Raw genomic sequence first — 23,101 nt, 5'->3', positions numbered from 1 at the left:
ATCAGGCTGCCCTCAGCTACAGCAATCGTGCTGCGACACAATCACTTCGGAGTCATTCCACCTCCAATATGGATAACAGCGCCTCGTGGCGCACGGCGCTCGTTAGGGAGGCGGGGCAATCCGGCACAGTGGCCGGGATAGACGGCGACAGTGCCAGGGCGGCGGGCGGCCACATCACAGACGAACACCAGCGCGGCCGTAAGGCATGCGGCGAAATACACGCGCACACCAGCCAATTCGACCGAAAGGCGAATATCTGGTTCGTCAGGGCGAGGTGACCGGCCGTCGTTGTTCATTGCCCGATCTGCCTCAAGATCGATAATGCGCACTCGATCACCACAGCCCCCGAGGGGCGAAAAGCGCTGGTGGCCGGGGACACCCACGTGCGGATCATCAGCGGGTCCACCACCGGGGACGGCAACGCGATGTCACCATCGCGGATCACCACCACCCGCGCCTTCCATAAGCGCGCCACCTCGGCGGGGTCGCCGATCGGCCTAATATCGGTCCGGACAAGGAATGTCCACATTTCCGCGCGCGGGTGGCCGACGATCGACAACGGCGCGACACCGCGAAGATCGAGACTGGTCTTGACCCGCTGACCGAGCTCGGTCGGCATCATCACCGCCCCGACAAACCCGGCCCGCATCGTGATCCGCCCCGTTGCCGGATCGATCACGGTGGGCAGCGAGCACATGCTCCGGTAGAACTGGCAGCGTGAGTGGGGGGATTCGGTCCAGGCTCTAGGTGTGCTGGTCTGGGTCATCGCAACTCCCCAGTCGGCGCGGTCACGGCCGTCGTGTCGGCGGCTTCGGTCGTGGTTACAGCGGGCGCAGCCGTGAGAAACCCGGCCAGCTCCATCGCCTCGAGCGCTCTGACAAGCTCGGCGCGCGATTGGTTGTGGGTGGCCTCGGCCGCAACGACAGCGTTGGCGGAAGCGATCGGGCTGGCGCCCGAGGACTGGGCACGCCTCACCGCGGGCTGCGTGTTCAACTCGTCCGAATGTGTCATGCGCGGGCCTTCCTGGTGACGCTTCCAAAACAACGAGGTGCACCCGTTCGGCAGCTTTGCCACGGATTCTCCGAAGCGGGTTCCGGTTTCAATCGTTGCCCGCCAACAGCATTGGCAGGAACCGCACAGTGGTGGCGTAGCGTGGGCGTACCGTAGGCATTTCCCAGTTCAGGAGCTGGAAAGTAGGGGGCCGCATGATCCGAGGGCGGGAATGGACCGGCTTCGAAGCTGCCGCGCTGCAAGAGGCGATGAGACAGCCGATCCGCAAGTTCGCCGCGATGCTCGGCGTCGAGACCACCACGATCAACAACTGGCGATCGGGTCTGAGCGCGGTCACACCCCGCTCCGAAAAGCAGGAGATCCTCGACACCACCTACGCGAAACGTACGACGCCAGAAGACCGCGAACGATTCGAGCAGATCGTCGCCGAAGGCGAAACCGCTTGGAGAGCGCGACACTCGAAACAGGCGCGACGACATGGTGCCGCCTCGACCACTGTTGCTGTACCGACCAACAGCGAACCGAGCCTCGAACGAACCGAGGCGGTGTTCGCGGGCTCGCCTGATCGAGGATCGACCGCAGCGGACGCACCGCTGGCCGAGGCCGACGACTTCTCGGCACTGGTGAGCGACATCGAGACCGCCTTCTGGGCCGCAGGCAACGTCACCGACACCGGACCGTTGCGCCCGATCTCCGCGCTCCTGGCCGCCACCCGATCGGTCACGCGACTCAACATGGCCGGCGAGTACACCACTTTCGCGCTGCTGGTAGGCCCGTTGATCACCGACCTCTACCGGCACACACACAAAAGCAGTGGTGGTGACCAGCGCATCGCCTGGGACGCATTGACCCAGGTCGCTTTCGACACATCGGTGGTAATGCGCGCCCGAGGACACCTCGCGCTGGCCTGGTCAGCCGCGCGGGCCGCCGAAGACGCTGCTCGCACTATCGAGAGTCGGCCAGGGATCGCGGCTGCGGCGTTTGTCAGCAGCCAGGTTCTACTGACGCGACCGATGTCGTTGAAGGCCGCGCTGGAGCGCGCGGAAAGCACTGCGGCCGTGGTCGGATCGCGAGCACAGACCGCCAACGATGTGCAGACAGTCGGGATGCTGCACCTGCAGGCATCGTTGGCGACAGCGGCCACCGGCGGCGATCCCCGCGATCACCTCGAACACGCGGCCGAGTACGCCGCACGGCTCGACCGCCCCATCCCGACCGACCACACGACCGTCATCGCCAACACCACCTTCGGCTCATCGAACGTGGCGCTGTGGAAGATGTCGGTCGCCATGGAAGCACATGAGCCAGATACCGTGCTCGACCTGGCAAGGAAGCTCAAACCGCAGACATTGCCGACCCCGGGCCGGGCAGCCCAGTACTGGGTCGAGGTCGGGCGTGCAGCGGCGTCACGTCGTGCCCACGCGATCGCCATCGATGCGTTCCTGCGAGCTGAAAGCATTGCGCCAGAACATGTCCGGAACATGAATGAGGTGCAGGAGGCAGTCGCGCAGATGATGGGAGAAGCCAAGCGCAGCCTCACCGCGGGCGACCTGGGCAACCTCGCTCACCGTGTAGGCGTAGCGGTGGTGTAGGCCGGACAGCGCCTGGTCAGGCTGCCATGATGGGCTCATGACTGAGCGAACTCGGGTGCTGTATGCGATCGTGACCGGTGCGTCACCAGCTGACACGGTCGGCGAACTGGTCGAACTCGCGCAAGCTGACGGCTGGGACGTGTGCGTCGTCGCCTCGCCTAACGGTGTCCGCTTCCTCGACGTCGAAGCACTGGCAGCGCAGACCGGTCACCCGGTGCGGTGGGAGTTCAAAGAACCGGGAACCGACGACCTCCTCCCGGCCGCCGACGCGATCGTCGCTGCACCGTTGACCACGAACTCGCTGGCCAAATGGGCCACCGGCATAGGCGACACATTGCCGCTCGCCCTGCTGGTCGAGGCTGTGGGTGCTGGGCTGCCCGTGGTGGCGATTCCGCACGCGAAGCAGGAGCAGATGAACTTCCCGGCCGTACGCCAGGCACGCGAACGTCTTGCGGAGTGGGGCGTTCGATTCGTGCGCATTACCGAGGACTCCGACACCGGCCCGCTTCCGTGGACGTCGGCGCTGAGCGCGCTACGAGAACCACTGATCGCTGCGGGACCCGCTACCGTCTGCGAGAATCGGTGAACATGGCTGAGACACAGGCAGGACTGATTGTCTGGGATGTTGACGGCACCCTGATCCCAGCGGACTTGCGGTGGCTACGGCGAGCCGTCGCTCGCACCTACGGCATCGAAGAGTCTGCGGTCGTCTTCCCCGCTGCGCGGGTGCACGGCTACACCGATGAGTCCATCGTCGTGGACACGGCTATCGCGTCGGGAGTCGCCAGCGAGGCGGCCGAGGAGGGCTTCAATCGGTATGCCGAGGTACTGATGGAGGTCATGTCGCAAGGTGAGGCCGAACTCGCCCGCGACCAGGCGGCTTACCCCGGTGCTGCTCACACGATCGCCACCTTGGCCGAGCACGGATACGTCCAGACGGCACTCACCGGAAACCTGCGGGTGTCGGCTGAATTCAAACTCGCCGTTGCGGGCCTCGACTCACACCTGGACCTCGACATCGGCGCTTTCGGCTCAGACGCGAGGGAACGATTCGATCTGCCCGCGTTCGTCGCCGACCGGTTTCAGGCCAAGTACGGGCATCCGATCGAGCCGACGCGAACCATCATCATCGGTGACGCGCCGAACGATATCGCTACTGCTCGACACGCCGGATTCGGGGTTGTTGCCGTCGCTCACAGGCTGACCCCCGAAGAGCTGGCAGGGCACTCACCAGATGCGATCGTGAACGAGCTGGACTCGGACAAGGTGTTGGAGGCCGTCCGTTCAGCGCAAGCGATCCAGTCGACTGTGAGGATCGATCGCTAGGCGTTGATGCTGCGTACTCGCTCCATCAACGCGAGGACCGGTCGTTCGTTCTGCCAAGGAGCAATCCTCTCGATGGCTCGTTGTGCACGTTCGAGTCCGCGATGGTTGCCCATGGTCGCCAGGGCTAGGTACGTCTCGCCGAGAACGTTGCAACCTTCTTCGAGTTCGCCCGATAAGGAATAAGCGCTGGCGAGATCAACGCGGGCGGCCAGAGCAACGTTGGGGCTGTCCATATCAGCCGAGCTCAACGCCTTGTTGAGCGCGGTAATTGCGCGTTTGGGCTGGCCGAGGAGAAGTTGGCATGTCCCGACGTAGACCTGGATGCGAGTGGTGTTCCAGTCACTGAACAGCCCTGAACGGTCGTTCTCGTCGATATCCTCGGCGGCGCGTTGTGCGCGAGTCAGTGCTTCTTCACATTCGTCCCGCAGGTCGAGCACTGCGTAGGCTTGTGCTTGTTCGGCACCGATTCTGGCTCGCGCGGCAGGCGGTAGGTACTCGGAGACGCCAGCGGCCTCCTTGAGTATCCGGAGTCCGATGACGACGTCGCCATCGGAACTGATCAACGTTGCCGCATCCGAGCGAAGGTTGCTTTCGAAGATGCGCGCGATCCCGCCCATCGTCTTGTCCTGGAGTTGGTCGGCGAGTTTACGGGCGAACGCGCAATGTGTGAGTGCCATCGGCCGGTCACCGATGGCACTCCACACCCGGCTTGCCACAACGGATGTCTCCCCCAGTAGTGCCCCGGCGCGGCGCTTGATGCGGTCGTCGGTCGCAGCCCGGAACAAGGAGGCGACAGCGTCTCGATGTGCTTCTATCGGGCCGATCAGCGCGTCAGGTGCGATGCTTTGGCGCTGGCCTGCCAGTAGATCGGTGACGGCGGCAAAGCTACCGAGAGAACCTTCCGACGCCGCCAGCGAGCGCATCAGCGACGAGGCCGCGCTGCCGTCGAAAACTTCGATCGTTTCCCGATCGCTTTCCACTGGCAGGTAGCTGCCTGATGGAGTGGCGACGAGTGCCGCACTCGATGGTTTGGCGGACCCGCGTGAGGGCGCGGGACGTCGGCCGCTCCATGCGGCCTCGCCCTCTGCAACGATGTTGTCGAACCGTGCCCTGTCCTCGGCAGTGGCACGCTGTCCGTAGGTAGTGTCCAAGATCGCTTGTGTTGCGGGGCGAGGTGTTACCGAGCTCAGCCGCGAACGCCAGTTGTTGACCGTTGTCGTCTCGACACCCAGTAGCGCGGCGAACTCTCGTATCGACCTGCGCATCGCTACCTGCAGCGCGACCGCTTCGAAGCCGGTCCATTCCCGCGCTCGTATCACCGCCGCCCCTACTTTCCAGCGTGTGGTCTGGGGAGTATTCACGTTACCCCACTACTGCCGATCTTTACCGTTGTCGTTTCCTGCTAGATGCGAGTCGAAATCCAGTACAGAGGTGTATTTTTCGGCGCTCGTCTCGCCGAACATGTTGTGACAGAAAGTGATCGCGAGGTGAGACCCGTCCGACATTCGTCGAACAGATCTCATCGCGTGGGCAGCGTTGCTCGGGCCGGTAGGTGTTCTCAACAGGCGATCGCGGCTGTGCTGTAGAGGCCGTGGACGATGAGGACGGTGGAGCATGCTCCGTATTCGTTGATTTCGAGGTTGAGTGCGAGTGGTTGTCTGATGCCGGGTACGCGCAGACGCATCGGTGTTGTGCGGGGCCAGTTGTAGGCGACTTGCATCGGGGTGCCGTCCCAGGCACTGCGGAAGGCGATGTCTTTGCGCAGTGTTCGGAACAGTTCTTGGGCCTGGGGATCGTCGCGGTAGCGGGCGAGCACAGTGCGCAGGTTACGGACGAGGTAGAGCAGTTCGCCGTGCCAGCCGTAGACGCGGTCGCGGGCGGCGGGGGTGAGCATCCAACGAATGACGTTGTGGTCGGCCTTGTCCAGGCCGGGCATCATCTGGTGGAGTATCTCGTTGCCGTGCAGGACGGTCTGGAGCGGGTCGAGGTAGCCGCCGAGGATCTCGTGCTGGTCGAGGTAGTCGAGGTGGGCTTGGACTCCCTGGTCGGTGAGGTGGCGGCGCAGTTCGTCGGAGGACAGCAGACGCCCGGAGGGCTGCATCAGCTCTTCCAGGTGCCACCGTTGTGCGGGTGTCAAGCCGAAAAACCAGACGAGTTTGTCGAACACGGTGGAGCCGGGAATCTTGCGTTGCCAGATGATCTCGTTGAGGTGAGTGCTGCTGATTCCAGCCTTTTGGGCGGTGGATTCGCGGGATAGCTTGCGGTTGTGGCGCAGGTATTCCACCGAGTCGTGGAAGTCGGGCATCCCGGGTAGCAGAGGCGGGTTGAACATGTCATTGGCCTCGCATGTGCGGCGGGATGAGCACGATGTCCACCTCGCGCTGGGCACGAGGTCCCGGTTTGGCGTCGTGATGGCTGATGCGGGTGGGGACAGCGGTCATTGTCTGCTCCTGTGTCGGTGTTCGGTTGTCTCGCCGTGTGTTCGGTGAGACGGGTCGTTGTTGAGCGGGGCGGGTCAGAGGTGGGTCGGTGGGTCGCAGGGGTCGCGGTAGCCCATGCAGAATCGGAGATCCGGGGTGTCTCTGGTGCCGAGGTGTGTACGACCCTTGGCACCGAGGTGGATCCGGACGCAGTACAACTCTCCGGTGCCGGGTTCGCGGAGTCGGAGGGGTTCCTCGGTCTGGTAGCCGTAGGCGACCCCGAGCCTGGTGTTCCACAACTCGGTGAAAATGACTGAACCACAAAGCTTCTCGAACAGGGCCTGTGCCTGTGGGCTCTGACGGTAGATACCGAACGCGGCGCGCAGGGACGCGACCAGGTAGGCGGCGGCGATATCCCAGTCCACGACAAGGGATTCGGCGGTGTGTGCGGTCGTGCCGGGATGGAAGAACCACAAGCTGACGTTGTCGTCGTAGTAGTCGATACCGGGCAACTCGGAGCGAAATCGTTTGTTGGCGTGAACCAACGACCACAAGGGGTCGATGTAGGCACCGACGAGGCCGCGCTCGTCGAGGCTGCTCAGTGTCGAGAGGTGGTCGGCGGCGCTGGGACGGGTTCGTAGTTCCTCGACCGGGTCCAGCGACACAGGGTCCCGGGTGAGGTCGCGGGTGTGGCGGGCTTGGGCCATATCCAGGCCGTAGGTGGTGATCATCTGCTCGAGCACCGGCAGGGTGCACGGGGCGGTGCCGTACTCGATCTTCTTGAGCAGCTCGTAGCTGATTTTGAGCAGGCCGGCGGCCTCGGGCCGGGAGAGTTCGCGGTGCTCGCGGACTCTGCGCACCCATCGGCCCAGGTCAGGTAGCTCGGGTTCGGTGCGTCCCTGGCCTCGTCGCGGATCGTTGGTCGGGTTGGTCCTCCGGTTCATGTCAAGCCCCTCCTACTACGGTCTTCCGTTGCCCTCCACCAGGAGTTAGATTGAAGGGTTAACTCCCCCGAGTTGATTAATTCGTACCAGAAACAGACCGGTCCGGCCACCGATCATTCGCTGTGACCTGGCTGACAATTAGCTACGGACTCCGCGTGGGGCGTGCGGGGTATTTGCAGTGCCCTTTTGGCGGGGGACAGGCCCCGGAGAATTTCTTTTCTGACACTTTTCTTACCAGTTTCGCCGATCGGCGCAGGCCACCCGCTGTCGGTGGGGTGGTAACCGGAGTGGCGGACACAATTTTTACCAGTCGAAGGGGTAGCGCTGCACTGGTTTTCGGGGCTGTGATGGTGAGGTACCCCAACCTCCTCCGAAAGGGAAATCATGGATCTCTACACAGTTTTGTCGGTGCTCAGTGCCGGTGCGTCACTGGTCTCGAATGCGCTGGCAATCGCGGTACAGGTGCTGCCGTTCTTCTGATCGGTCAGCTGGTTCTCGCTGACTAGAAGAATCGAGAGCCCGACTCTCCCGGCTGCGATCCGCAGCCGGGAGACACGGGAATTTGTCGCAAATTGGCGCAATTCCTAGTCTTCTCCCTGGTCTTTTCCCTGGTCTTTTTCCACCTTCGATCGAAGGGTTATTTGTCATGCCCAAAAATGGGAATACATCGCCGGTCGCTGTCGCGCTCCCGGTGCAAGGCTGCCACCCGGCCCGCAGCCCTCGCCTGACCTACGGAGGGCGGATGCTGTGGAGTGGCCGCATAGTGGCTGCTGGTGCCGTGCCGGTGCTGATGATGCTGGCCGCCCAGCCCGCGAGCGCGATGGCTCCGCTGGCCTCGATCGCTGACCAGCCCGGCGTCACGGCCCCAGCCCAGCCCGGGACGCAGGCTCCAGCCCCGCCACCAGCGCCGGAACCCGAACCGCCGGTGTATGTCGAGCAGCCACCCGAGATCCGTAATGGTCCGTCCCCGCGTCCGGCTCCCTCACCCGAGCCCGCGCCGCCGGTGTACGTGATCGAGCTACACACCCCGGTGCCGGTGGAACCGGTCGCGCCGATCGAGCCACCGCCGGACACGATCCGGATCGGGACGGCCCAGTTCCCCGACCCGGAGTGGCTGCCGCCGGAGGTCGGCGACACGATCAACAACGTCGCCGCCGACCTGGAAGCGCAGGCCGCGACGTTCCTGGACTCGGTCGGGCTCCCGGCCGGACGCTCTGACCGGGTCGCCGGGGCCACGGTCGCCGGTGCCGGGGCCGGTGGCGCGATCGGCGGCACGATAACCGGTGCCCCCGCAGCAGCCGCTGGTGCGGCCGTGGGCGCGCTGGCGGGTGGCACGATCGGCGGAATCGCCGGGGCCGCAATCGGAACCGTGGTGGCGATCCCGGTGATCGGCACCATCACCAGCGGCGTCGCTGGAACGGCTCTGGGCGCGGTGGCCGGGGCGGTCGCGGGCGCATTGGTGGCGGGGGTGCCTGCCGCCGCCGTGGGCGCGTTGGTCGGCGGCACGGTCGGTGCGGGGTTCGGTGCAGGCGCAGGGGTGGGACAGCCGTGACCGCGAGGCGTGTCCTCACCGCGGCTGTCCTGGCCACCTTCGCCGGTAGCCTCTGCGCGCCGGGCACCGGTGTCGCGCAACCGTCTCCGGCGGGGCCGAGCTGCCCGGCGCTGTGGGTGCTCGGGGTGCAGGGCACCAGCGAGTCCTCGCCGGGCGCCTCCGAGATCGTTGACAGCGGGATGCTGGGGCAGTTGCTCGGTCCGGTGATGGCCGCCGCACCGAATCTGGTGGCACGCACCTACATTCCCTACTCGGCTTCGTTCGGTGGCGCGGTCGGTACCGGCGGCGGGACCGACCCGTACGTGGTGTCGGCGGGTGCGGGATTGACCGGGCTCACCGACACGGCCGGGCGGATCGCCGTCGACTGCCCCGGCACCGCTCTCGCAGCTGTCGGGTACTCCCAAGGTGCGCAGGTCGTTTCGTCTTTCGCGCAGTCTGTCGGGGCCAGGGAAGGCCCCGTCGATCCTGGACGGGTCGCCGGGATCGCACTGTTCTCCGATCCGCAACGCGCTCCGGGCTCGCCGGTGATCCCCGGCCGTCCCGGACAACTGACACCGGACCCGGCCCCCGGCACGAGCGGGGCGGCGGTGTCACAGGTAGCGATCACCACCCCGCCCGCCTCCGGTGGAGGGATCGCCACCACCACCTCTGGCATCGACTACGGCACGGTGACAGGACGCGTGGTCGACATCTGCATCGAGGGTGACCTCAGTTGCTCGGCACCCGATCGCGCAGCGCTGCTGCGGATGTCGGCCCAGATCGCCGCCCAGGCCGACTTGCGCGACCCGGTCGCCGCTCTGGGCTCGATCCAGTCGCTGCTGTCGGCAACTCTCGGTGACGCCTGGACGACCGTGGTGAACAACGACTTCCAGGTCGGGCCCGGGTTCGTCGACTATGTACCCGCGGTGAGTCTGGCTCAGCGGCTCACCGACGCCGCTGACTCTCGCACACCGGCTCCGGGACCTGCGGACAACGCCTCCGCGTCGGCGCGGTGGGCGCAGATCACCGCTGTGGTGATCGCAAACCCGCTCACCCAGTTGCCCAAACTCGCCGCGCGATTGTCGGCGGCGTGGGGGCAATTGGTCGCCGACAACGCCGATCTGCTCGATCTGGCGGTGTTGCTTCGCTACGCCGATACCTCTTCCCGCCACACCAGCTATCACGCGACCGGGCAACTCGCCAGCGGAGTCGCGTGGATGACCGCCCTCGCCCACGACCTCGCCGGGAGCTACCAGTGAAATTCAGCGACTTCTACCAAACACCGATCCTGCGTGACGGTGTGCGCCCCGGGCACCTTGTCCGCACCAGGCCCGTCTTCGCCTCCCAACTCGCGGGGGCGGCGGGGGCATGGCAGGTCATCTACGTCACCACCGGTTCACGGGGGCAACTATTGCCCGCCTCGGCGATCGTGTTGATCCCTGAAGCGACCGCCGAGCCGGGGAAGACCGCGATCCTGATGTACTGCCCGCCTTTTCACGGCATGGGTGGGGTGTGCGCGCCCTCGCAACTGTTGGCGACCGGCACCGAACCCGACACCTACGCGATCGAAGCGGCCCTGGATCGAGGGTGGGTGGTGGCGATACCCGATGGGCAAGGACTCGGCGTCGGCACCGGACCCCACACCTTCCTCGCCGCCCGTGATGGTGCCAGAGCGGTGCTCGATCTCGCGCGGGCGGTGTATCGGGGTGCGAACCTCGATCTGCCCGTCGCTCCGGTCGTGGCCTGGGGATACGCCGACGGTGGGCGGGTCGTCGCGGCTGCTGGGGAGCTGCAGCCGTGGTACGCCCCCGAGGTGGATCTGCGCGGTATCGCCGCCGGAGCCGTCGTCTCCGACCTCGTGGCCGTAGCCTCGGAGATCAGTGAGGGTGCGGGCGCGGGACTGGGACTGGCCGGGTTCATCGGGCTCGCCCATGCCTATGACCAGCTCCCGCTGCGTCACGTGCTGAGCGAGGCCGGGGTGCAAGCTGTCGCCGAGGCACAGCACCTCACCAGTGTCGAACTGCGAGAACGGTTCCCGCAACCACTGGCGCATTGGACCAAAGGTGCGGACCCTTGGAACGATCACTGGTGGCGGCGGGTGCTGGCGCTCGAAACCCTTGGCCACACCAAGCCGCCGATGCCGATGCACCTGTATCACGGTGAGCTCGACCTCGTCGTGCCCGTGCGCGCTGGTCGGCGCACTCTCATCGCGTACCGGCAACGCGGCACGCTCGTGTCCTGGCGTGAATACCAGGCCGATCACCGCTCCACCGCGCACCTCGCGATGAGCGATGTCCTCGCCCGGCTCGGCGAAGACCTCACGAGTCGGCCGGCGACCTCGCCCACCTCGACACAGCCTGAGAGCGAGCACAGCGAGCAGACGAGCCGCCCATGACCCCTCCGGGGGAACCTGCCCGCATCCCGCAACCCCCTTCCCCGGATGCGGGCAGGCCCCCGGAGCTTCGACCGCGAGGCGATATGAATGAGGTTCCGCGACACACCACCCGATGACAACGACCCATCGGAGTTGTTCCAACCGCCGCGACCGGCACCGGCGATGCACATCGTGGCGGGCCCCGAACCCGACATCGAAGCGCTCGCCGAATCACCACCACGCAAAGTCCGCTGGCTGGTGGCGGCACCCGACACTCCTGACACCGCCGACACCGATGGATCCCTGTCGCGGTGGGACAGGGCGTGGCACCGGTTGCCGGGCAGGGCCTGGGCCGCGCTGGCGGCCACCGTTGCCATCCTGGGTGGTGCAGTGGCGTTGTCAGCCACCAACTCCGAACAGACAGGTGACGCGGCGGCACCGCCGAGCGCGAGTTCCACCGCCGAAGGGGCGTGCACCGGACTGTCGGGCACCGTGGTCACCGACCGCGACGGCGACCCCACCACCGTGCCCGGACTGATCGCCTCCTTCGAGGCCGCCTACTACATCCACCGCAACCCCGAGGCCGCCTTGCGACTGATCGCACCGGAGGCCGGGATCGCCGCCGAAGGACTCGCGGTGGGCATCGCTTCCATCCCGGCGGGCACCACCCATTGCGTGGCGATCACGCCGATCTCGGCGACCACCGCGAATGTGCACATCGCCGAGCTGCACCCCGACCGCAAACGCCTTGACTACCTCCAGCTGATCAACACTCGCCCCGCCGATACCGGAGCAGCTTTGCTGATCTCCAACTTTCAGAAGCAGGGCTAGGGATGAGGTCAGGCTCGCAGGCGCCGCTGTTGATCGCGGTCGTTGGCCTGAGCCCACGTGCCGGGACCACCGCGACCGCTCTCGCTCTCGCTCACACCTGGCCCGGCCCGGAAGCCGGTCTGATCGTGGAAGCCGACCCCGCAGGCGGCCAGCTGGCCGAGATGGTCGACGCTGACCCGTATCTGGGTTTGGCGAGCCTGGCCCGCGCGGTCACGCCCGGCGAGCCGATCGACCCGGGCCTGCTGGTGCAGCACGTGCAGTTCCTGCCCGGCGGGGAGGCGTTGCTGGCCGCGCCACCGCACCGCGCCACCGGCCGAGCTGTCCCTGCCGCGCAGCTGTTGACCGGTCCGCACGCGAGCTGGCGCGCACTCGGGGCGACCGTGTTCGCTGATTGCGGTGCACCCGAGCCGGATTCGAGACCTCACCCGGTCCTGGCCGCCGCTGACGCCTGCCTGATCGTCGTGCGTGCCGAGCACAGCGATCCCGAGCACGCCGCCCGCCGCATCCGTGCACTCACCCGGCACAGCCCGTGCCGGGGAATCGTGCTGATCGGTGCGAGTGCGAGCAGCGACTACACCACAGTCCTCGGGCTGCCGCTGCTGGGCACTTTGCCCGAGAGCCGGGCCAGCGCACGGGCGCTGCTGCACGGCACCCGCGCGCCGCGCCGCCGCCCGCACCTGCTTCCGGCGGCGCGGATCATCGCCACGGCCCTGCATCACCAGCTCCGCACACCGACCGGCAACGACCGGCCCGCAGACCCACCCACACGCCGCAGCGCAGGCCAAAGCCGTCGAACCCACCACCAGGCCAGCGTGCCGACCGTCTATCGCCTCGACCAGGCGCCTGCGCCCTCAGCACGTCCGCGCACACCCGAGCCTGCGCTCGTGCTGGGCCCCGACCCCCTCGCGATGGCACCCGTCGATGAGCCCGACCTCGCCGACGCAGCCGAGGATGCCGGCCAACTCGTCGAGGGCGACCTCGCTGCGGCACCTGAGCCCGTCTTCGACGCCGAGCGCGAGGCCGAACCCGAGCCCGCGGATTCCGGGGTGGTCCAGACGCCGCAGGCCAGCGTGCCTGCCCTGACGTTGCGGGTCTTCGGGCCGACCAGGATCTTGTGGCGCACTCCCGAAACCGGTGCGAGCGTGGAGATCACAAGTCAGTTGCAGCCCCGTAGCCGCGAGCTGTTGGCCGTGCTCGCCCTGCACCCGGAAGGACTGTCGCGAGGCGAGTTGATCACTGTGCTGTGGGGCGAACGCCCACCCGATCGTGCCACCGGCACGCTTACCAACGCTGTGAGCCGACTACGCACCGCCCTCACCACCGCTACCGGCAGCCAGCTCACCGGACTGCTCACCGACGACCGACTGCACTACCGCCTCTCCTCCGTGCTCGTCAGCGTCGACTACTGGGACTTCAACACCGCCGTCATCGAACGCCGTCGCGCCAGCAGCGATACCGACCAGGCCGCCGCCGCCCACCGGATTGCCGAGTTGGCGACCAGCGAACTGGCCAGCGATCTCACCGACATATGGGTCGAAGCGCTGCGCGAGTCCGCGCGCCGCGATGCTCTCAACGCGCTGAGCTGGCTGGCCACCCGAAACGCCGAAAACGCCCCTCGCGCCACGCTGGGATTACTCGAGACGATCGTTGAGAGCGACCCCTCCAACGAAACCGTCTGGCAAGACATTCTCCGCTTACACGCCCGTCTCGGCGAATACGCCGCACTCGCCCGCACGTACTCTCTCCTGACCCGCAAACTCGCCGACATCGGCCAGACCCCGAGCCCCGAAACCCGGCACCTCCTCGAGCAGCTTCGCCGCACCACGAAATAGGCGCGGAACTGATGCGACATCCCCGTTCAGCGATTGTCGATCGACCCGTAAATCCAATTGCTATGATCGTGGAAATGGCGCGAAATGATGTGCGGTGAAATTCTCCAAATACCGCACGTGTCGACATGGGGAATGGGTCAATTGCCTGCGATGGATTGGCTACATTGTCGAGTCGGTGACCCGATCGTGTCGGGTGGCTCGATGAAAAATTATCCGTGCGGGGTTCGATGGTGAGGTTCCGTGTCGTATTCGTTGAGGTGATCAAAACGACCCACCCCAAGCACTGCAAACATGCAGGTGGGAAGGTATATATCCGGGCGGGTGTCACCCAGGATTGTCTATACACAAAGCTGTATAGACATGCTCCGCCGGTGCGCTCCCGACATCCGACGGCTGTCCTCTTGTTATGAATCCATCTCTCACTGCTCAGTATTCTGTCTTTCCTCTCCTCCTTTTATTTGCATTGTTTTGTTCGAATCAATTGTCTTTGGCGTGGGTTGTGAATCTGCCGCCGGGTGGCCTGCGCGCATTTCTTTCTCGTTTTGTCCGGTCGAATTGATGGGCTCGCGTGGAAATTGCGTAAATGTTTCTGCTTTTTCGGGTTGTTTTTTCGTCGCGAGTCGAGTTAGCGTCGAATCGTTCCCGAAATTCATCGGGGAAACTCGGAAATCCGATTGGCGAACTCGCCACACCTATGCCACGATCCGCGCTGGCAGCGTGAAACGGATTCAATTTTCAGGAGTTGAAATGTCGACAACCACCACCCCTGCCCCCGCTACCGGTGCGCGTTTGGGTAATGGCGAATTGCGGCGAATGGTGGCCGGGGAGTTGGCAGCGAGCCCCGGGCTCGAACTGTCACCGCGCGATATCGCGAAAAAGCTCGTGCGTTCTTCCGGTGCTGTCGGTAACGCGCTGGAAGCGCTGACCAAGTCCGGGCACGCCGATCGCACATCGGCCACACCGCGCCGCTACCGCGCCAACGAAAACACCGCCGCCGCCGCTGCCACCCCGGCCCCGGCGGCCACCCCGGCCCCCGCCGCTACCCCCGCCGCCCCGGCCCCCGCCGCCGGTGGTGCCACCACCCCGGCCCCGCGCCGCACGCGCCGGAAACCCAAAGCCCCGGCCACCCCTGCCACCCCGGCCACCCCTGCCCCCGCCACCCCGGCGCGCACCGGTAACACGGTGGCCCGGCCGAACGGGCAGCCCTACCACGTGCGCAAACTCGCCGGGCGCGCCGATGTCGACGTACTCCAGACCATGCGCACCGCCGAGGTCCCGGTACTGCTGTACGGGCCGCCCGGAACGGGGAAGACCTCGCTGATTGAGGCAGCGTTCGGGGACCTGCTGACCGTGCAAGGTGATGGGGACACCACGGTCGCCGATTTCGTGGGCGAGTACGCCCAAAACCCCGATGGCACTTTTGAATTCGTGCACGGGCCGCTGGTCCGGGCGATGCGCGAGGGCCGGGTGCTGTTCATCGACGACGCGACTCTCATCCCGCCGACCGTGCTCTCGGTGGTGTACCCCGCGATGGACGGACGCAAAGAGATCGTGATCAAAGCCCATCGCGGCGAGGTCGTGACCGCCGCCCCCGGGTTCTTCGTGGTGGCCGGACACAACCCCGGCGTGCACGGTGCCATCTTGTCGGACGCACTGTCCTCGCGGTTCGCGTTCCAAGTACAGGTAGGCAGCGACTACGACCTCGCCGAACAACTCGGGGTGGACACCAAAGCGGTCAAGGTGGCGCGCAATCTGGCCGCCCGCAAGGACAAAGGCGAGACCGGGTGGGCCCCGCAACTGCGCGAGCTGCTGGCGTTCCGCAAGATCGCCGCCGCCACCGATACCGACACCGCCGCAGCCAATTTGATCGGTGCCGCACCCGAAGAGGACCGCGACATCGTGGCCGATGTGGTGCGCAGTGTCTACGGCACCCGCCACACCCCGCTGACTCTGGGCGCACGCCTGTGACCTCGGCCCCGCATCCAACCCCGACCGCCACCCCACCTGAAAGGACTCCCGCGATGACCGGACACCTGATCGCCGACCCGACCGCCACCCCGACTCCCGCCCCCGCCACCGATGGCTGGGACTCCCTGTCTGCCAAATTGACCGCCGAGGCCCCACCGATCGCCGACCGCGAGGACCTGGTCGTCTCGATCGCCCCGGGTGCTGCCTACGGGCACCCGGCGGTGTTCATGCCCCATAGCGCGGCGATCGAACTCGACGGAACTCGCCTCGGTATCGATCCCGCCACCGCCCACCCCGATCGCACCGCCGACCGCAACCGGTACGCGGCGGTGTGGGGTGCGTTCGTGCACGAATGCGCCCATGCCAAACATTCGGTGTGGGAACGCCCCCTGCTGGCGAACCCGGCCGTGATCGAGGCCGCGATGCTGCTCGAGGAGTCGCGGATCGAGGCCGCCCAGATCCGCCGCCGCCCTGACGACCGGCACTGGCTACGCGCCAGCGCTACCGAGATCGTGATCGGTGACAACGGCGGGGCCGATGCCGCCGCCCAGATCCCGCCGACCCCGTACGCTGCCGCGCACAACGCCGCGCTCATCCTCGGCCGAGTCGATGGCGGTGTGCTCGACGCGGCCGAGTGCGCGCCTGCCGCGAACACGATCGAGGTCATCCTCGGCGCTGACAAACTCGCCGAGTTGCGGGCGATCTGGCAGGCGGCTCACACTGTCGCCGACGACGATGCCGCGACCATGCTCGAACTCGGGCAGCAGTGGCTCGACATCGTCGGCACCGACCCCCACGACGACCCGGTCCCGCACTCGCCGCTGTCGGCCGCGATCGGTGCCACGGTCGCCAACATCAACGAGGCCGTGTCGAGGGCACGGGTGGAACCCGACCCGGCCGAGGCCGCCGCTGCCGCGCGCCGCGCGGCCGACGAGTCCGATGAACGCGCCACCGCGCAAGCGGAGGCGGTGTTCGGCAAGGACACGAGCACCGATACCTCGACCAGTGCTCGCACGACCCGCGCCCCGCGCCCGGATGAACAATCCGCCGCGCGGGTGCTGGCCCGTGCCCTCGATACCGCCAGCACTCGCGAACGCGCCGCTGTGAGAACGACCTCGGCGGTGCCGCCGGGCCGGTTGCGGATGCGCGGTGCGTTGGCGCGTGAGGCCCAACGCGCCGCCGGGGCGATACCGACCGCCGAGCCGTTCACTCGCACGGCCCGCAAAATGACTCCGTTGCCGCCGCTGCGAGTCGGGATCGCCTGCGATGTCTCCGGCTCGATGGCTCGGTTCGCCGCCCCGGTGGCCTCGGCCGCGTGGATCGTCGCCCGCGCGGCGGAGTTGTCCGCGCTGCCCGCCACGACCGCCACGGTGACTTTCGGGGCCTCGGTCGCACCGATTGTCTACCCGGGCACCGCCCCCAAATACGTCACCGAGTTCGATTGCCCGGATTGCTGGGAAGCCATCGACTTCGCCATCGAGGCCCTCGACGGTGCGCTCGGTCTGGCCCGGCCCGGGGCGACGAGGCTGCTGGTGATCATCTCCGACGGCGACTACGCGACCGACCCCCGAATCCGTGGGCAGAAACGCCTCAACGCGCTGCGCGCGGCCGGGTGCGCGGTGTTGTGGCTGGCACCGGCGACCGGCAAGGTGACCCCGCTGGACGGGGCGACCATGCACCGGATCGCCCGCCCGGCCGCTACCGCTGCCGCGATCGGGCGTGCCGCTACCGCCGCCGTACGCGCTGCCACCTAACCCCTGTTGCCCCGGGCGCGAACCCGTGCCCGGGGCACAACCCAACCCCCCGCCCACCCTGCCCCATACGAACGCGGGGCAGGGGCCGGGAAATTCACTACGACAGCAAAGGAACTCACCCTCATGACCGACAGCCGAGACCACCTCGACACACCCCCGCCCCTGGACCTCGCCGTGGAAGTCACCTGCGATACCTGCCAGCAGAGCGCGACCTTCCACGTCAACGAGGACCGGTTCACCGCGTGGAGTGAGCGACGTCTGGCGATCCAGAACGCCGTGCCACATCTGAGCGCGCCCGACCGCGAGTTCATCAAATCCCGTGTCTGCCCGTCCTGCTGGACCGACATGTTCGGGCCCCGTCCCGGTCACTGACAAACCCCGGGTGCCCCGGGCGCGACACCGCGCCCGGGGCACCACAACCGGGGCCGCACCTACCGCCCAGCCCCCTTGTTCGCCCGACAACCAACCGCCCGAACAGGCGACAACGACAGGACACGACACCATGACCGACAACGCCCACAACACCACCGACCAGAGCCCGACCGAGACCGACACTCGCCCCGAGGTCGACTGCCCGATCAGAGTCGGCGACGAGGTGACCGGCCACAACAACCGCACCTGGCGCGGAGTCGTGCGCAATATCTACAACGACGACGGCATCGCCAAGTGCTCCATCCAAACCTCGACCGGTGGCCGGGCCCACGCGACCCCATGGTCTTTAGCCCCCGCGAACGGGGAACCGTCGCCGGAATGGCTCGACCGGATGCACGCCTACCGCAGTGCCGAACGCGACAACGTACTCGCGCGGCTGCACCGAATACAGGCCGAGATCGCCGAGGAAGCGCAAGCGCTCGCCCAGCAACTGACCACGATCGCGGCCACGCTGCGCGCGCGCCGCTTTTACAACCCCGAGACCCACGACCGCCTCGAATCTGAGGCGACCGACATCGACGGCGGGCTCGCCTACCTCGCCGAAACCCGCCACCACCTCGCCACCAGCGGCCTGGTCACACCCACGGAAATCCTGCAACACCTCGCCGTGGACTGAATCCCCCCCCCCAGAAACGGCCCGGCCCCGGGCGTGACCACCGCGCCCGGGGCCGGGCCGGGTGAGCGAACCAATCGACCAGCACGACAACCGCACCGCGCAGAAATGAGGATCTGATGGCACTCGTACGAGAAGACACCGAGGGACTGTTCGTCATCGTCGGCGGATGGATCGCCCGCCCACCGACACGGGAAACCACGAACCCCCGCGCACGCGGGCTACCCCGCGCCCAGACCGCGCTCGCGGTCGGTGACAGGCCACGCGCGAGTCATTCCGGCGGCGCTACCGCCCGAGTCGGCGGGGAGCTGTGGTTCATCGACCGGCAGGCGTGAACCCGCACACCCGCGCGCAGCGCCAGTGAGCCATCGGGGACGCCCGCGCCGCACCCCACCGATTCCCGAGTCCAGACCACCACCGGGCTCGCCAGCAATGCCCACCCGATCCCCACCACGGCCGCACTCGACACCCTCTACGCCGCCGCCAACCCCGTCACCGGCGACCAGTTCGTCATCTACGCCCCCGGCGGCCACGACGAACGCGGCATGTACACCGTCGCGCACGTGACCGGCAGCACGGACCGGCTCGCCATCCCGCGCGTTCACCTCGTGCACCCCGACGACATCGCCGCTTACGCCACCGGTGCGGTGAACCGGCTGCGCGACCGCCACGCCGGGCACGCGGTGAGCGTGTGGCTCGACCACACCACCGGCCCCCTATACCAACACCTGACTCGATGAACCTGCCAGCGACACAACCGAATCCGATCCCAAACCGCGAACAGGAGACATTCATGCGCGAGATGAAAAACACCAAAAGTCACGACGAGGACGGCGTGATCAAACCCGGAGCCAAACTCAGCGGCAACGCCTACGTATTGGTGACGTTGCGCGATAGCGAGGACCCTTATGGTCGGATCCTGCTGGTGGGCAACCCCTCCCGTTGCAACCACGGCTACACCATTTGTGTCGAGTGCGTCGAGAGCTGGGAACTCGACCACCTCGTGCACTACGACCTGACCGGCGGCGGGCGACGGTTGCGCGAGGCGCTCGACGCACCATCCGCCGACGCCGACGACACCCAGCCCGCCGAGGCCGACTCGTAGTGGGCGCGACCCTCGACCGGCCTCGTGCTCGGTCCGCCTACTCGCCCGCGGCGAGGTCGGCGCGAGTGGCTCTCGCGCTGCCGCAACAATTGCGCGCGAGTCGAATTCCTAATCAGTTGTGGGAGTGAGCCATCCGGCACACTTTCACCGTTGGTAGCCAACCGGTAGGTGAGCACTCCGAATTCCTGGACTTCGAGTCCTGACGAGAGACAGTGCCCCTGCCGGTGGGCCGGGAGAGTTGATCGCTGCTGGGATGTCGTGCCCGCCGCCGTAGCCGGGGCGTGAGCACTGCTTGATTAGGTCGCTGATAGTTCTCCTGCGGGCTGCCGACGAAGTTGTGATCGGGATCGAGTTCGGGAGTGCTGTTGAGACTGTTCGTGGGTGATGACTGGGCAGAAGACCATCACGATGTCGAGGTGATGGATGCCGCCGGGTCGCGGCTGGGAAGGGCACGGCTGCCCGAGGGGGTGGCCGGGATGGAGAAGTTCCACACGCTGATTGGGGACCTGGTCGGCGAGAATGCCGACGATGTCGAGGTAGTGATCGGTATCGAGACTGATCGCGGCCCCTGGGTCGGGGCTCTGGTCGCTGCCGGATACACGGTGCTGGCGGTAAACCCGCTGCAAGCATCGAGGTTTCGTGACCGACTCGGTGTCTCGGGTGCCAAAAGCGACGCTGCGGACGCCCACATGCTGGCGGACATGGTCCGCACCCATGCGCACGAGCTGCGGCCGGTCGCGGGCGATTCTGCCCGGGCTGAGGCGGTGAAGGTGGTGACGCGCATCCATAAGACGATGATCTGGGAACGCACCCGCCACACCCAGCGTTTGCGGCACGCGCTGCTGGACTACTTTCCTGCGGCTCTGGAAGCCTTCGACGACCTCGATGCAGCGGACAGCCTGGAACTCCTCGCGAAAGCGCCGACCCCCGCCCAGGCCGCCAAATTGTCGATCGCGCAGATCAGCGCCGTGTTGAAGCGGGCTCGTCGCAGGAATATCGCCGACAAGGCCGCGCGTATTCAGTCCGCGTTGCGCGCCGGCCACCTCGGCCAGCCCGAGACCGTCAACCAGGCATACGCCGCGTCTGTTCACGCGTTGCTGGCTGTCCTGGGCGTGCTCAATACTCAGATCAAGGCGCTCGCTGAGCAGGTCGATGCCCATTTTGGTCAGCACCCGGCCGCTGAGATCATCTTGTCCCAACCCGGCCTTGGGACAATCCTCGGTGCCCGGGTGCTCGCAGAATTCGGGGACGACCCGACCCGCTACGCCACAGCGAAGGCGCGAAAGAACTATGCGGGAACCTCCCCGATCACTCGCGCGTCGGGGAAGAAGAAGGTCACCCTGGCGCGGTTCGTGCACAACGACCGGCTTATCGACGCGCTGGCCGGTCAGGCGCGGAGCGCACTGGTGGGGTCTCCCGGTGCTCGGGCCTACTACAACAAGCAACGAGACCGCGGCTGCGGCTATAACGCCGCGCTGCGTCAACTGTCCAATCGACTCGTCGGCGTCCTTCATGGCTGCCTCAAAACCGGCACCCTTTATGACGAAAAGACGGCATGGCCCGAGGCTCCCGAGAAGCTCGCTGCTTGACATTCAACCTCCTGGGATGTCTCTCGTGCTGTTGGCATTCCGGAAATGGAAGAGAGGAATTCGGGGCCGGAACTTGTTTTCACGTTCCGCTTGACATCGCACACCGCATCGAGCGTCCATAGAACCGGAATGCCCACCGACCCCCCGGGGAATTCGCCCCGACCGGAATGGCATTCCGTCCCGACCGGGACAACACGAATTCACCGAAACCCACTGTTGGAAGGAATCCCCCCATGTCCAAAAAGAAGAACACCGACACCGCGCCCACGGCCCCGGCCGCGCCCGCCCCGGAAACGGCCGCCCCGGCCCCGGAACACGGTTCGGTTGTGGTGCCCGTACTGCGCAAACAGGCCAACCGGGCATTGTGGGCCGCGCTGGGCACCAACCCCGGCAGCACCACCGCCGCGCTGGCGGACACGGCAGGGATCGCGGTGTCGACCGCCCGCCGTCTGCTGACCGGGTGGGAATCCGCCCGTGCCGTGCGGTCCTACACCGACCCGGAAACGCCCCGGGCCGCCAAAACCTGGTTCACCGCTGGATCGGCCGCGCCCGAACCCGCCACCGAACCGGGCGGACCCATAGCCGCCGAACCGGAACCGGCCACCCCGGAACCGGCCGCGACCGAACCCGCCACCCCCGAACCGGTCAACCCGCAACCCGGCCCGGCAGTACCCGCCGCACCGGAACCGGTGACCCCGGAACCCGACTCAGCGGCGCCCGACTCAGCGGAACCTGCCGCACCGGAACTTACTGCGCCGGAGCCTGTTTCGCTGGAACCGGCCACCCCGGACCCGACCGACCCCGCCGAGGAGGCGGCACCGGCCGACCCCGCGCCGGACAGCGCGCCGGAAACGGCGGCAGCTGCCCCCACGGGCGACGATCCCGCCGACCCGGCCCCGGTGGCACCGGCACCGCCCGCCGAACCGGCAGCGGCCGACGCGGAGTCGACGGCGGAGCGGCTGCCCGCCGGTGCGCTGCGCGGCCAGGTCGAGGACTACCTGCGCGACAACCCAGGAAAGGAGTTCACCCCACACCAGATCGGTAAGGCCCTCGACCGGTCCAGCGGCGCGGTCCACAACGCCCTGGTCAAGTTGACCAAGGACGAGACCGCTCGCCAGACCGGTACGGCCCCCAAGAAATTCACCCTCGCGTCCTGACAATCGGGGCGATGCCGGAATCCCCGGAGTCCTTAGCTCCGGGGAGTCCGACACCGCGCCTCTCAATGTATCTGCTGAGAAAGGTGCTCGACCATGTACACAACTCCCACCCCTGCCATCCTGGCCTCTGCCCTGCACAAGGTGTTCGCCAACTCCCGACAGGCCCCCGACAGCCTCGCACTGTGGCGCGACATCGCAGCGGAGGCCGTGCGTGAGCTCAGCTCGCCGGTGCAACCCGCTCTGGTGCCGTGGGTGCCGGTGGTCCTGCGTTACCGGCTCTACCGGACCGAGGGCGACTTCTTCCCGTACACCGGTTCGGTGCGGATCCTGTCGGGGCCGCTGGTCGGCAACACCTACGCCAATGCCGACAGCGCCGCACGAGCGGTTGTCGAGGTGACCCCGGCCCCGGTGTCCGACGTGATGCGGAATGTGTTGCCGTTTTGGCGGTTCCGTTCGACCGGTGCCCCGGGCGCGTTCACACCGCCCGCAGTGCCGCCCCTGATCTCCTGACCCCGGCTACCGACTGAAATGGCCGGTGGTGGCCCCCGCTTCGGAGGGGGCCAGCGGGGAGGTGAGGGTCGCTGTGAGGGTGGCTTCCGTCCGAGGCGCGGCGGGGGCTATG

Annotated in this window: 24 protein-coding genes; 18 read left to right on the top strand and 6 right to left on the bottom strand. The window is 66.8% G+C overall.

Annotation, left to right across the window (positions count from 1 at the left end; genetic code table 11):
• Positions 1 to 292 precede the first annotated feature (292 nt).
• Positions 293 to 766 carry a DNA-directed RNA polymerase subunit beta gene (locus tag ACFWPK_RS09020; protein WP_378914045.1) on the bottom strand — a complete coding sequence of 158 codons (474 nt, stop codon included), beginning with the start codon at positions 764 to 766 and terminating at the stop codon, positions 293 to 295.
• Positions 763 to 1,074 carry a hypothetical protein gene (locus tag ACFWPK_RS09015; RefSeq protein ID WP_378914044.1) on the bottom strand — a complete coding sequence of 104 codons (312 nt, stop codon included), beginning with the start codon at positions 1,072 to 1,074 and terminating at the stop codon, positions 763 to 765. Before ACFWPK_RS09015 ends, ACFWPK_RS09020 begins: the two co-directional genes overlap by 4 nt.
• Positions 1,075 to 1,205: 131 nt before the next feature.
• Here ACFWPK_RS09015 and ACFWPK_RS09010 point away from each other — a divergent pair, with 131 nt between their 5' ends.
• Genes ACFWPK_RS09010 through ACFWPK_RS09000 form a run of 3 tightly spaced genes read left to right on the top strand, consistent with a single transcriptional unit; the run spans position 1,206 to position 3,929 of the window.
• Positions 1,206 to 2,603, top strand: coding sequence for a hypothetical protein (locus tag ACFWPK_RS09010; protein WP_378914043.1), 1,398 nt, complete (start codon positions 1,206 to 1,208; stop codon positions 2,601 to 2,603).
• Between the two features lie 37 nt (positions 2,604 to 2,640).
• Positions 2,641 to 3,189, top strand: a complete 549-nt coding sequence (locus tag ACFWPK_RS09005) for a flavoprotein (RefSeq protein ID WP_378914042.1) — start codon at positions 2,641 to 2,643, stop codon at positions 3,187 to 3,189.
• A 2-nt stretch (positions 3,190 to 3,191) separates the two neighbouring features.
• Positions 3,192 to 3,929, top strand: coding sequence for an HAD family hydrolase (locus ACFWPK_RS09000; protein WP_378914041.1), 738 nt, complete (start codon positions 3,192 to 3,194; stop codon positions 3,927 to 3,929).
• On the opposite strand, the gene ACFWPK_RS08995 is transcribed toward ACFWPK_RS09000, so the two are convergent.
• The 3 genes from ACFWPK_RS08995 to ACFWPK_RS08985 form a co-directional block, all read right to left on the bottom strand.
• Positions 3,926 to 5,290 (bottom strand): hypothetical protein, encoded by a 1,365-nt coding sequence (locus ACFWPK_RS08995; protein ID WP_378914040.1) that lies wholly within the window; start codon positions 5,288 to 5,290, stop codon positions 3,926 to 3,928. The genes ACFWPK_RS09000 and ACFWPK_RS08995 overlap by 4 nt on opposite strands.
• A 197-nt stretch (positions 5,291 to 5,487) precedes the next feature.
• The gene (locus tag ACFWPK_RS08990) at positions 5,488 to 6,261 is read right to left on the bottom strand and encodes a hypothetical protein (RefSeq protein ID WP_378914039.1); all 774 of its coding nucleotides are present in this window, start codon (positions 6,259 to 6,261) and stop codon (positions 5,488 to 5,490) included.
• 183 nt (positions 6,262 to 6,444) lie between these two features.
• Positions 6,445 to 7,293 carry a helix-turn-helix domain-containing protein gene (locus ACFWPK_RS08985; RefSeq protein ID WP_378914038.1) on the bottom strand — a complete coding sequence of 283 codons (849 nt, stop codon included), beginning with the start codon at positions 7,291 to 7,293 and terminating at the stop codon, positions 6,445 to 6,447.
• 742 nt (positions 7,294 to 8,035) lie between these two features.
• On the opposite strand from ACFWPK_RS08985, the gene ACFWPK_RS08980 reads away from it, so the two are divergent.
• The 5 genes from ACFWPK_RS08980 (at position 8,036) to ACFWPK_RS08960 (ending at position 13,861) form a co-directional block, all read left to right on the top strand.
• On the top strand, positions 8,036 to 8,845 hold the full coding sequence (locus ACFWPK_RS08980; RefSeq protein WP_378914037.1) for a hypothetical protein: 810 nt from the start codon (positions 8,036 to 8,038) through the stop codon (positions 8,843 to 8,845).
• Entirely contained in the window at positions 8,842 to 10,083 is a 1,242-nt protein-coding gene (locus ACFWPK_RS08975; RefSeq protein WP_378914036.1) for a cutinase family protein, read from the top strand. Before ACFWPK_RS08980 ends, ACFWPK_RS08975 begins: the two co-directional genes overlap by 4 nt.
• On the top strand, positions 10,080 to 11,219 hold the full coding sequence (locus ACFWPK_RS08970; protein WP_378914035.1) for a lipase family protein: 1,140 nt from the start codon (positions 10,080 to 10,082) through the stop codon (positions 11,217 to 11,219). Before ACFWPK_RS08975 ends, ACFWPK_RS08970 begins: the two co-directional genes overlap by 4 nt.
• A gap of 87 nt (positions 11,220 to 11,306) precedes the next feature.
• On the top strand, positions 11,307 to 12,029 hold the full coding sequence (locus ACFWPK_RS08965) for a hypothetical protein (protein WP_378914034.1): 723 nt from the start codon (positions 11,307 to 11,309) through the stop codon (positions 12,027 to 12,029).
• A gap of 2 nt (positions 12,030 to 12,031) precedes the next feature.
• The gene (locus ACFWPK_RS08960) at positions 12,032 to 13,861 is read left to right on the top strand and encodes a BTAD domain-containing putative transcriptional regulator (protein ID WP_378914033.1); all 1,830 of its coding nucleotides are present in this window, start codon (positions 12,032 to 12,034) and stop codon (positions 13,859 to 13,861) included.
• 419 nt (positions 13,862 to 14,280) lie between these two features.
• Here ACFWPK_RS08960 and ACFWPK_RS08955 read toward each other — a convergent pair whose 3' ends face one another.
• Positions 14,281 to 14,514 (bottom strand): hypothetical protein, encoded by a 234-nt coding sequence (locus ACFWPK_RS08955; protein WP_378914032.1) that lies wholly within the window; start codon positions 14,512 to 14,514, stop codon positions 14,281 to 14,283.
• 94 nt (positions 14,515 to 14,608) lie between these two features.
• Here ACFWPK_RS08955 and ACFWPK_RS08950 point away from each other — a divergent pair, with 94 nt between their 5' ends.
• The 10 genes from ACFWPK_RS08950 to ACFWPK_RS08905 all read left to right on the top strand — a co-directional run bounded on the left by ACFWPK_RS08950 (position 14,609) and on the right by ACFWPK_RS08905 (position 22,989).
• Positions 14,609 to 15,829 carry an AAA family ATPase gene (locus ACFWPK_RS08950; RefSeq protein WP_378914031.1) on the top strand — a complete coding sequence of 407 codons (1,221 nt, stop codon included), beginning with the start codon at positions 14,609 to 14,611 and terminating at the stop codon, positions 15,827 to 15,829.
• A gap of 53 nt (positions 15,830 to 15,882) precedes the next feature.
• Entirely contained in the window at positions 15,883 to 17,583 is a 1,701-nt protein-coding gene (locus ACFWPK_RS08945) for a hypothetical protein (RefSeq protein ID WP_378914030.1), read from the top strand.
• Between the two features lie 123 nt (positions 17,584 to 17,706).
• The gene (locus ACFWPK_RS08940; protein ID WP_378914029.1) at positions 17,707 to 17,955 is read left to right on the top strand and encodes a hypothetical protein; all 249 of its coding nucleotides are present in this window, start codon (positions 17,707 to 17,709) and stop codon (positions 17,953 to 17,955) included.
• A 130-nt stretch (positions 17,956 to 18,085) separates the two neighbouring features.
• Positions 18,086 to 18,631: a hypothetical protein gene (locus tag ACFWPK_RS08935; RefSeq protein ID WP_378914028.1), complete on the top strand. Its 546-nt coding sequence runs from the start codon at positions 18,086 to 18,088 to the stop codon at positions 18,629 to 18,631.
• A 116-nt stretch (positions 18,632 to 18,747) separates the two neighbouring features.
• On the top strand, positions 18,748 to 18,963 hold the full coding sequence (locus ACFWPK_RS08930) for a hypothetical protein (RefSeq protein WP_378914027.1): 216 nt from the start codon (positions 18,748 to 18,750) through the stop codon (positions 18,961 to 18,963).
• 228 nt (positions 18,964 to 19,191) lie between these two features.
• Positions 19,192 to 19,368: a hypothetical protein gene (locus ACFWPK_RS08925; protein WP_378914026.1), complete on the top strand. Its 177-nt coding sequence runs from the start codon at positions 19,192 to 19,194 to the stop codon at positions 19,366 to 19,368.
• A gap of 53 nt (positions 19,369 to 19,421) precedes the next feature.
• Entirely contained in the window at positions 19,422 to 19,733 is a 312-nt protein-coding gene (locus ACFWPK_RS08920; RefSeq protein ID WP_378914025.1) for a hypothetical protein, read from the top strand.
• A 365-nt stretch (positions 19,734 to 20,098) separates the two neighbouring features.
• Complete coding sequence (locus ACFWPK_RS08915) at positions 20,099 to 21,322, top strand: IS110 family transposase (protein ID WP_378914058.1); 1,224 nt, start codon at positions 20,099 to 20,101, stop codon at positions 21,320 to 21,322.
• A 233-nt stretch (positions 21,323 to 21,555) separates the two neighbouring features.
• Positions 21,556 to 22,479 (top strand): hypothetical protein, encoded by a 924-nt coding sequence (locus tag ACFWPK_RS08910; RefSeq protein ID WP_378914024.1) that lies wholly within the window; start codon positions 21,556 to 21,558, stop codon positions 22,477 to 22,479.
• A 93-nt stretch (positions 22,480 to 22,572) separates the two neighbouring features.
• Positions 22,573 to 22,989 (top strand): hypothetical protein, encoded by a 417-nt coding sequence (locus ACFWPK_RS08905; protein WP_378914023.1) that lies wholly within the window; start codon positions 22,573 to 22,575, stop codon positions 22,987 to 22,989.
• Positions 22,990 to 23,101 lie beyond the last annotated feature (112 nt).

This window comes from Nocardia sp. NPDC058519 (genome assembly GCF_042719755.1).
GTDB lineage: Bacteria > Actinomycetota > Actinomycetes > Mycobacteriales > Mycobacteriaceae > Nocardia.
This window is presented reverse-complemented; position numbering and strand designations above follow the sequence as displayed.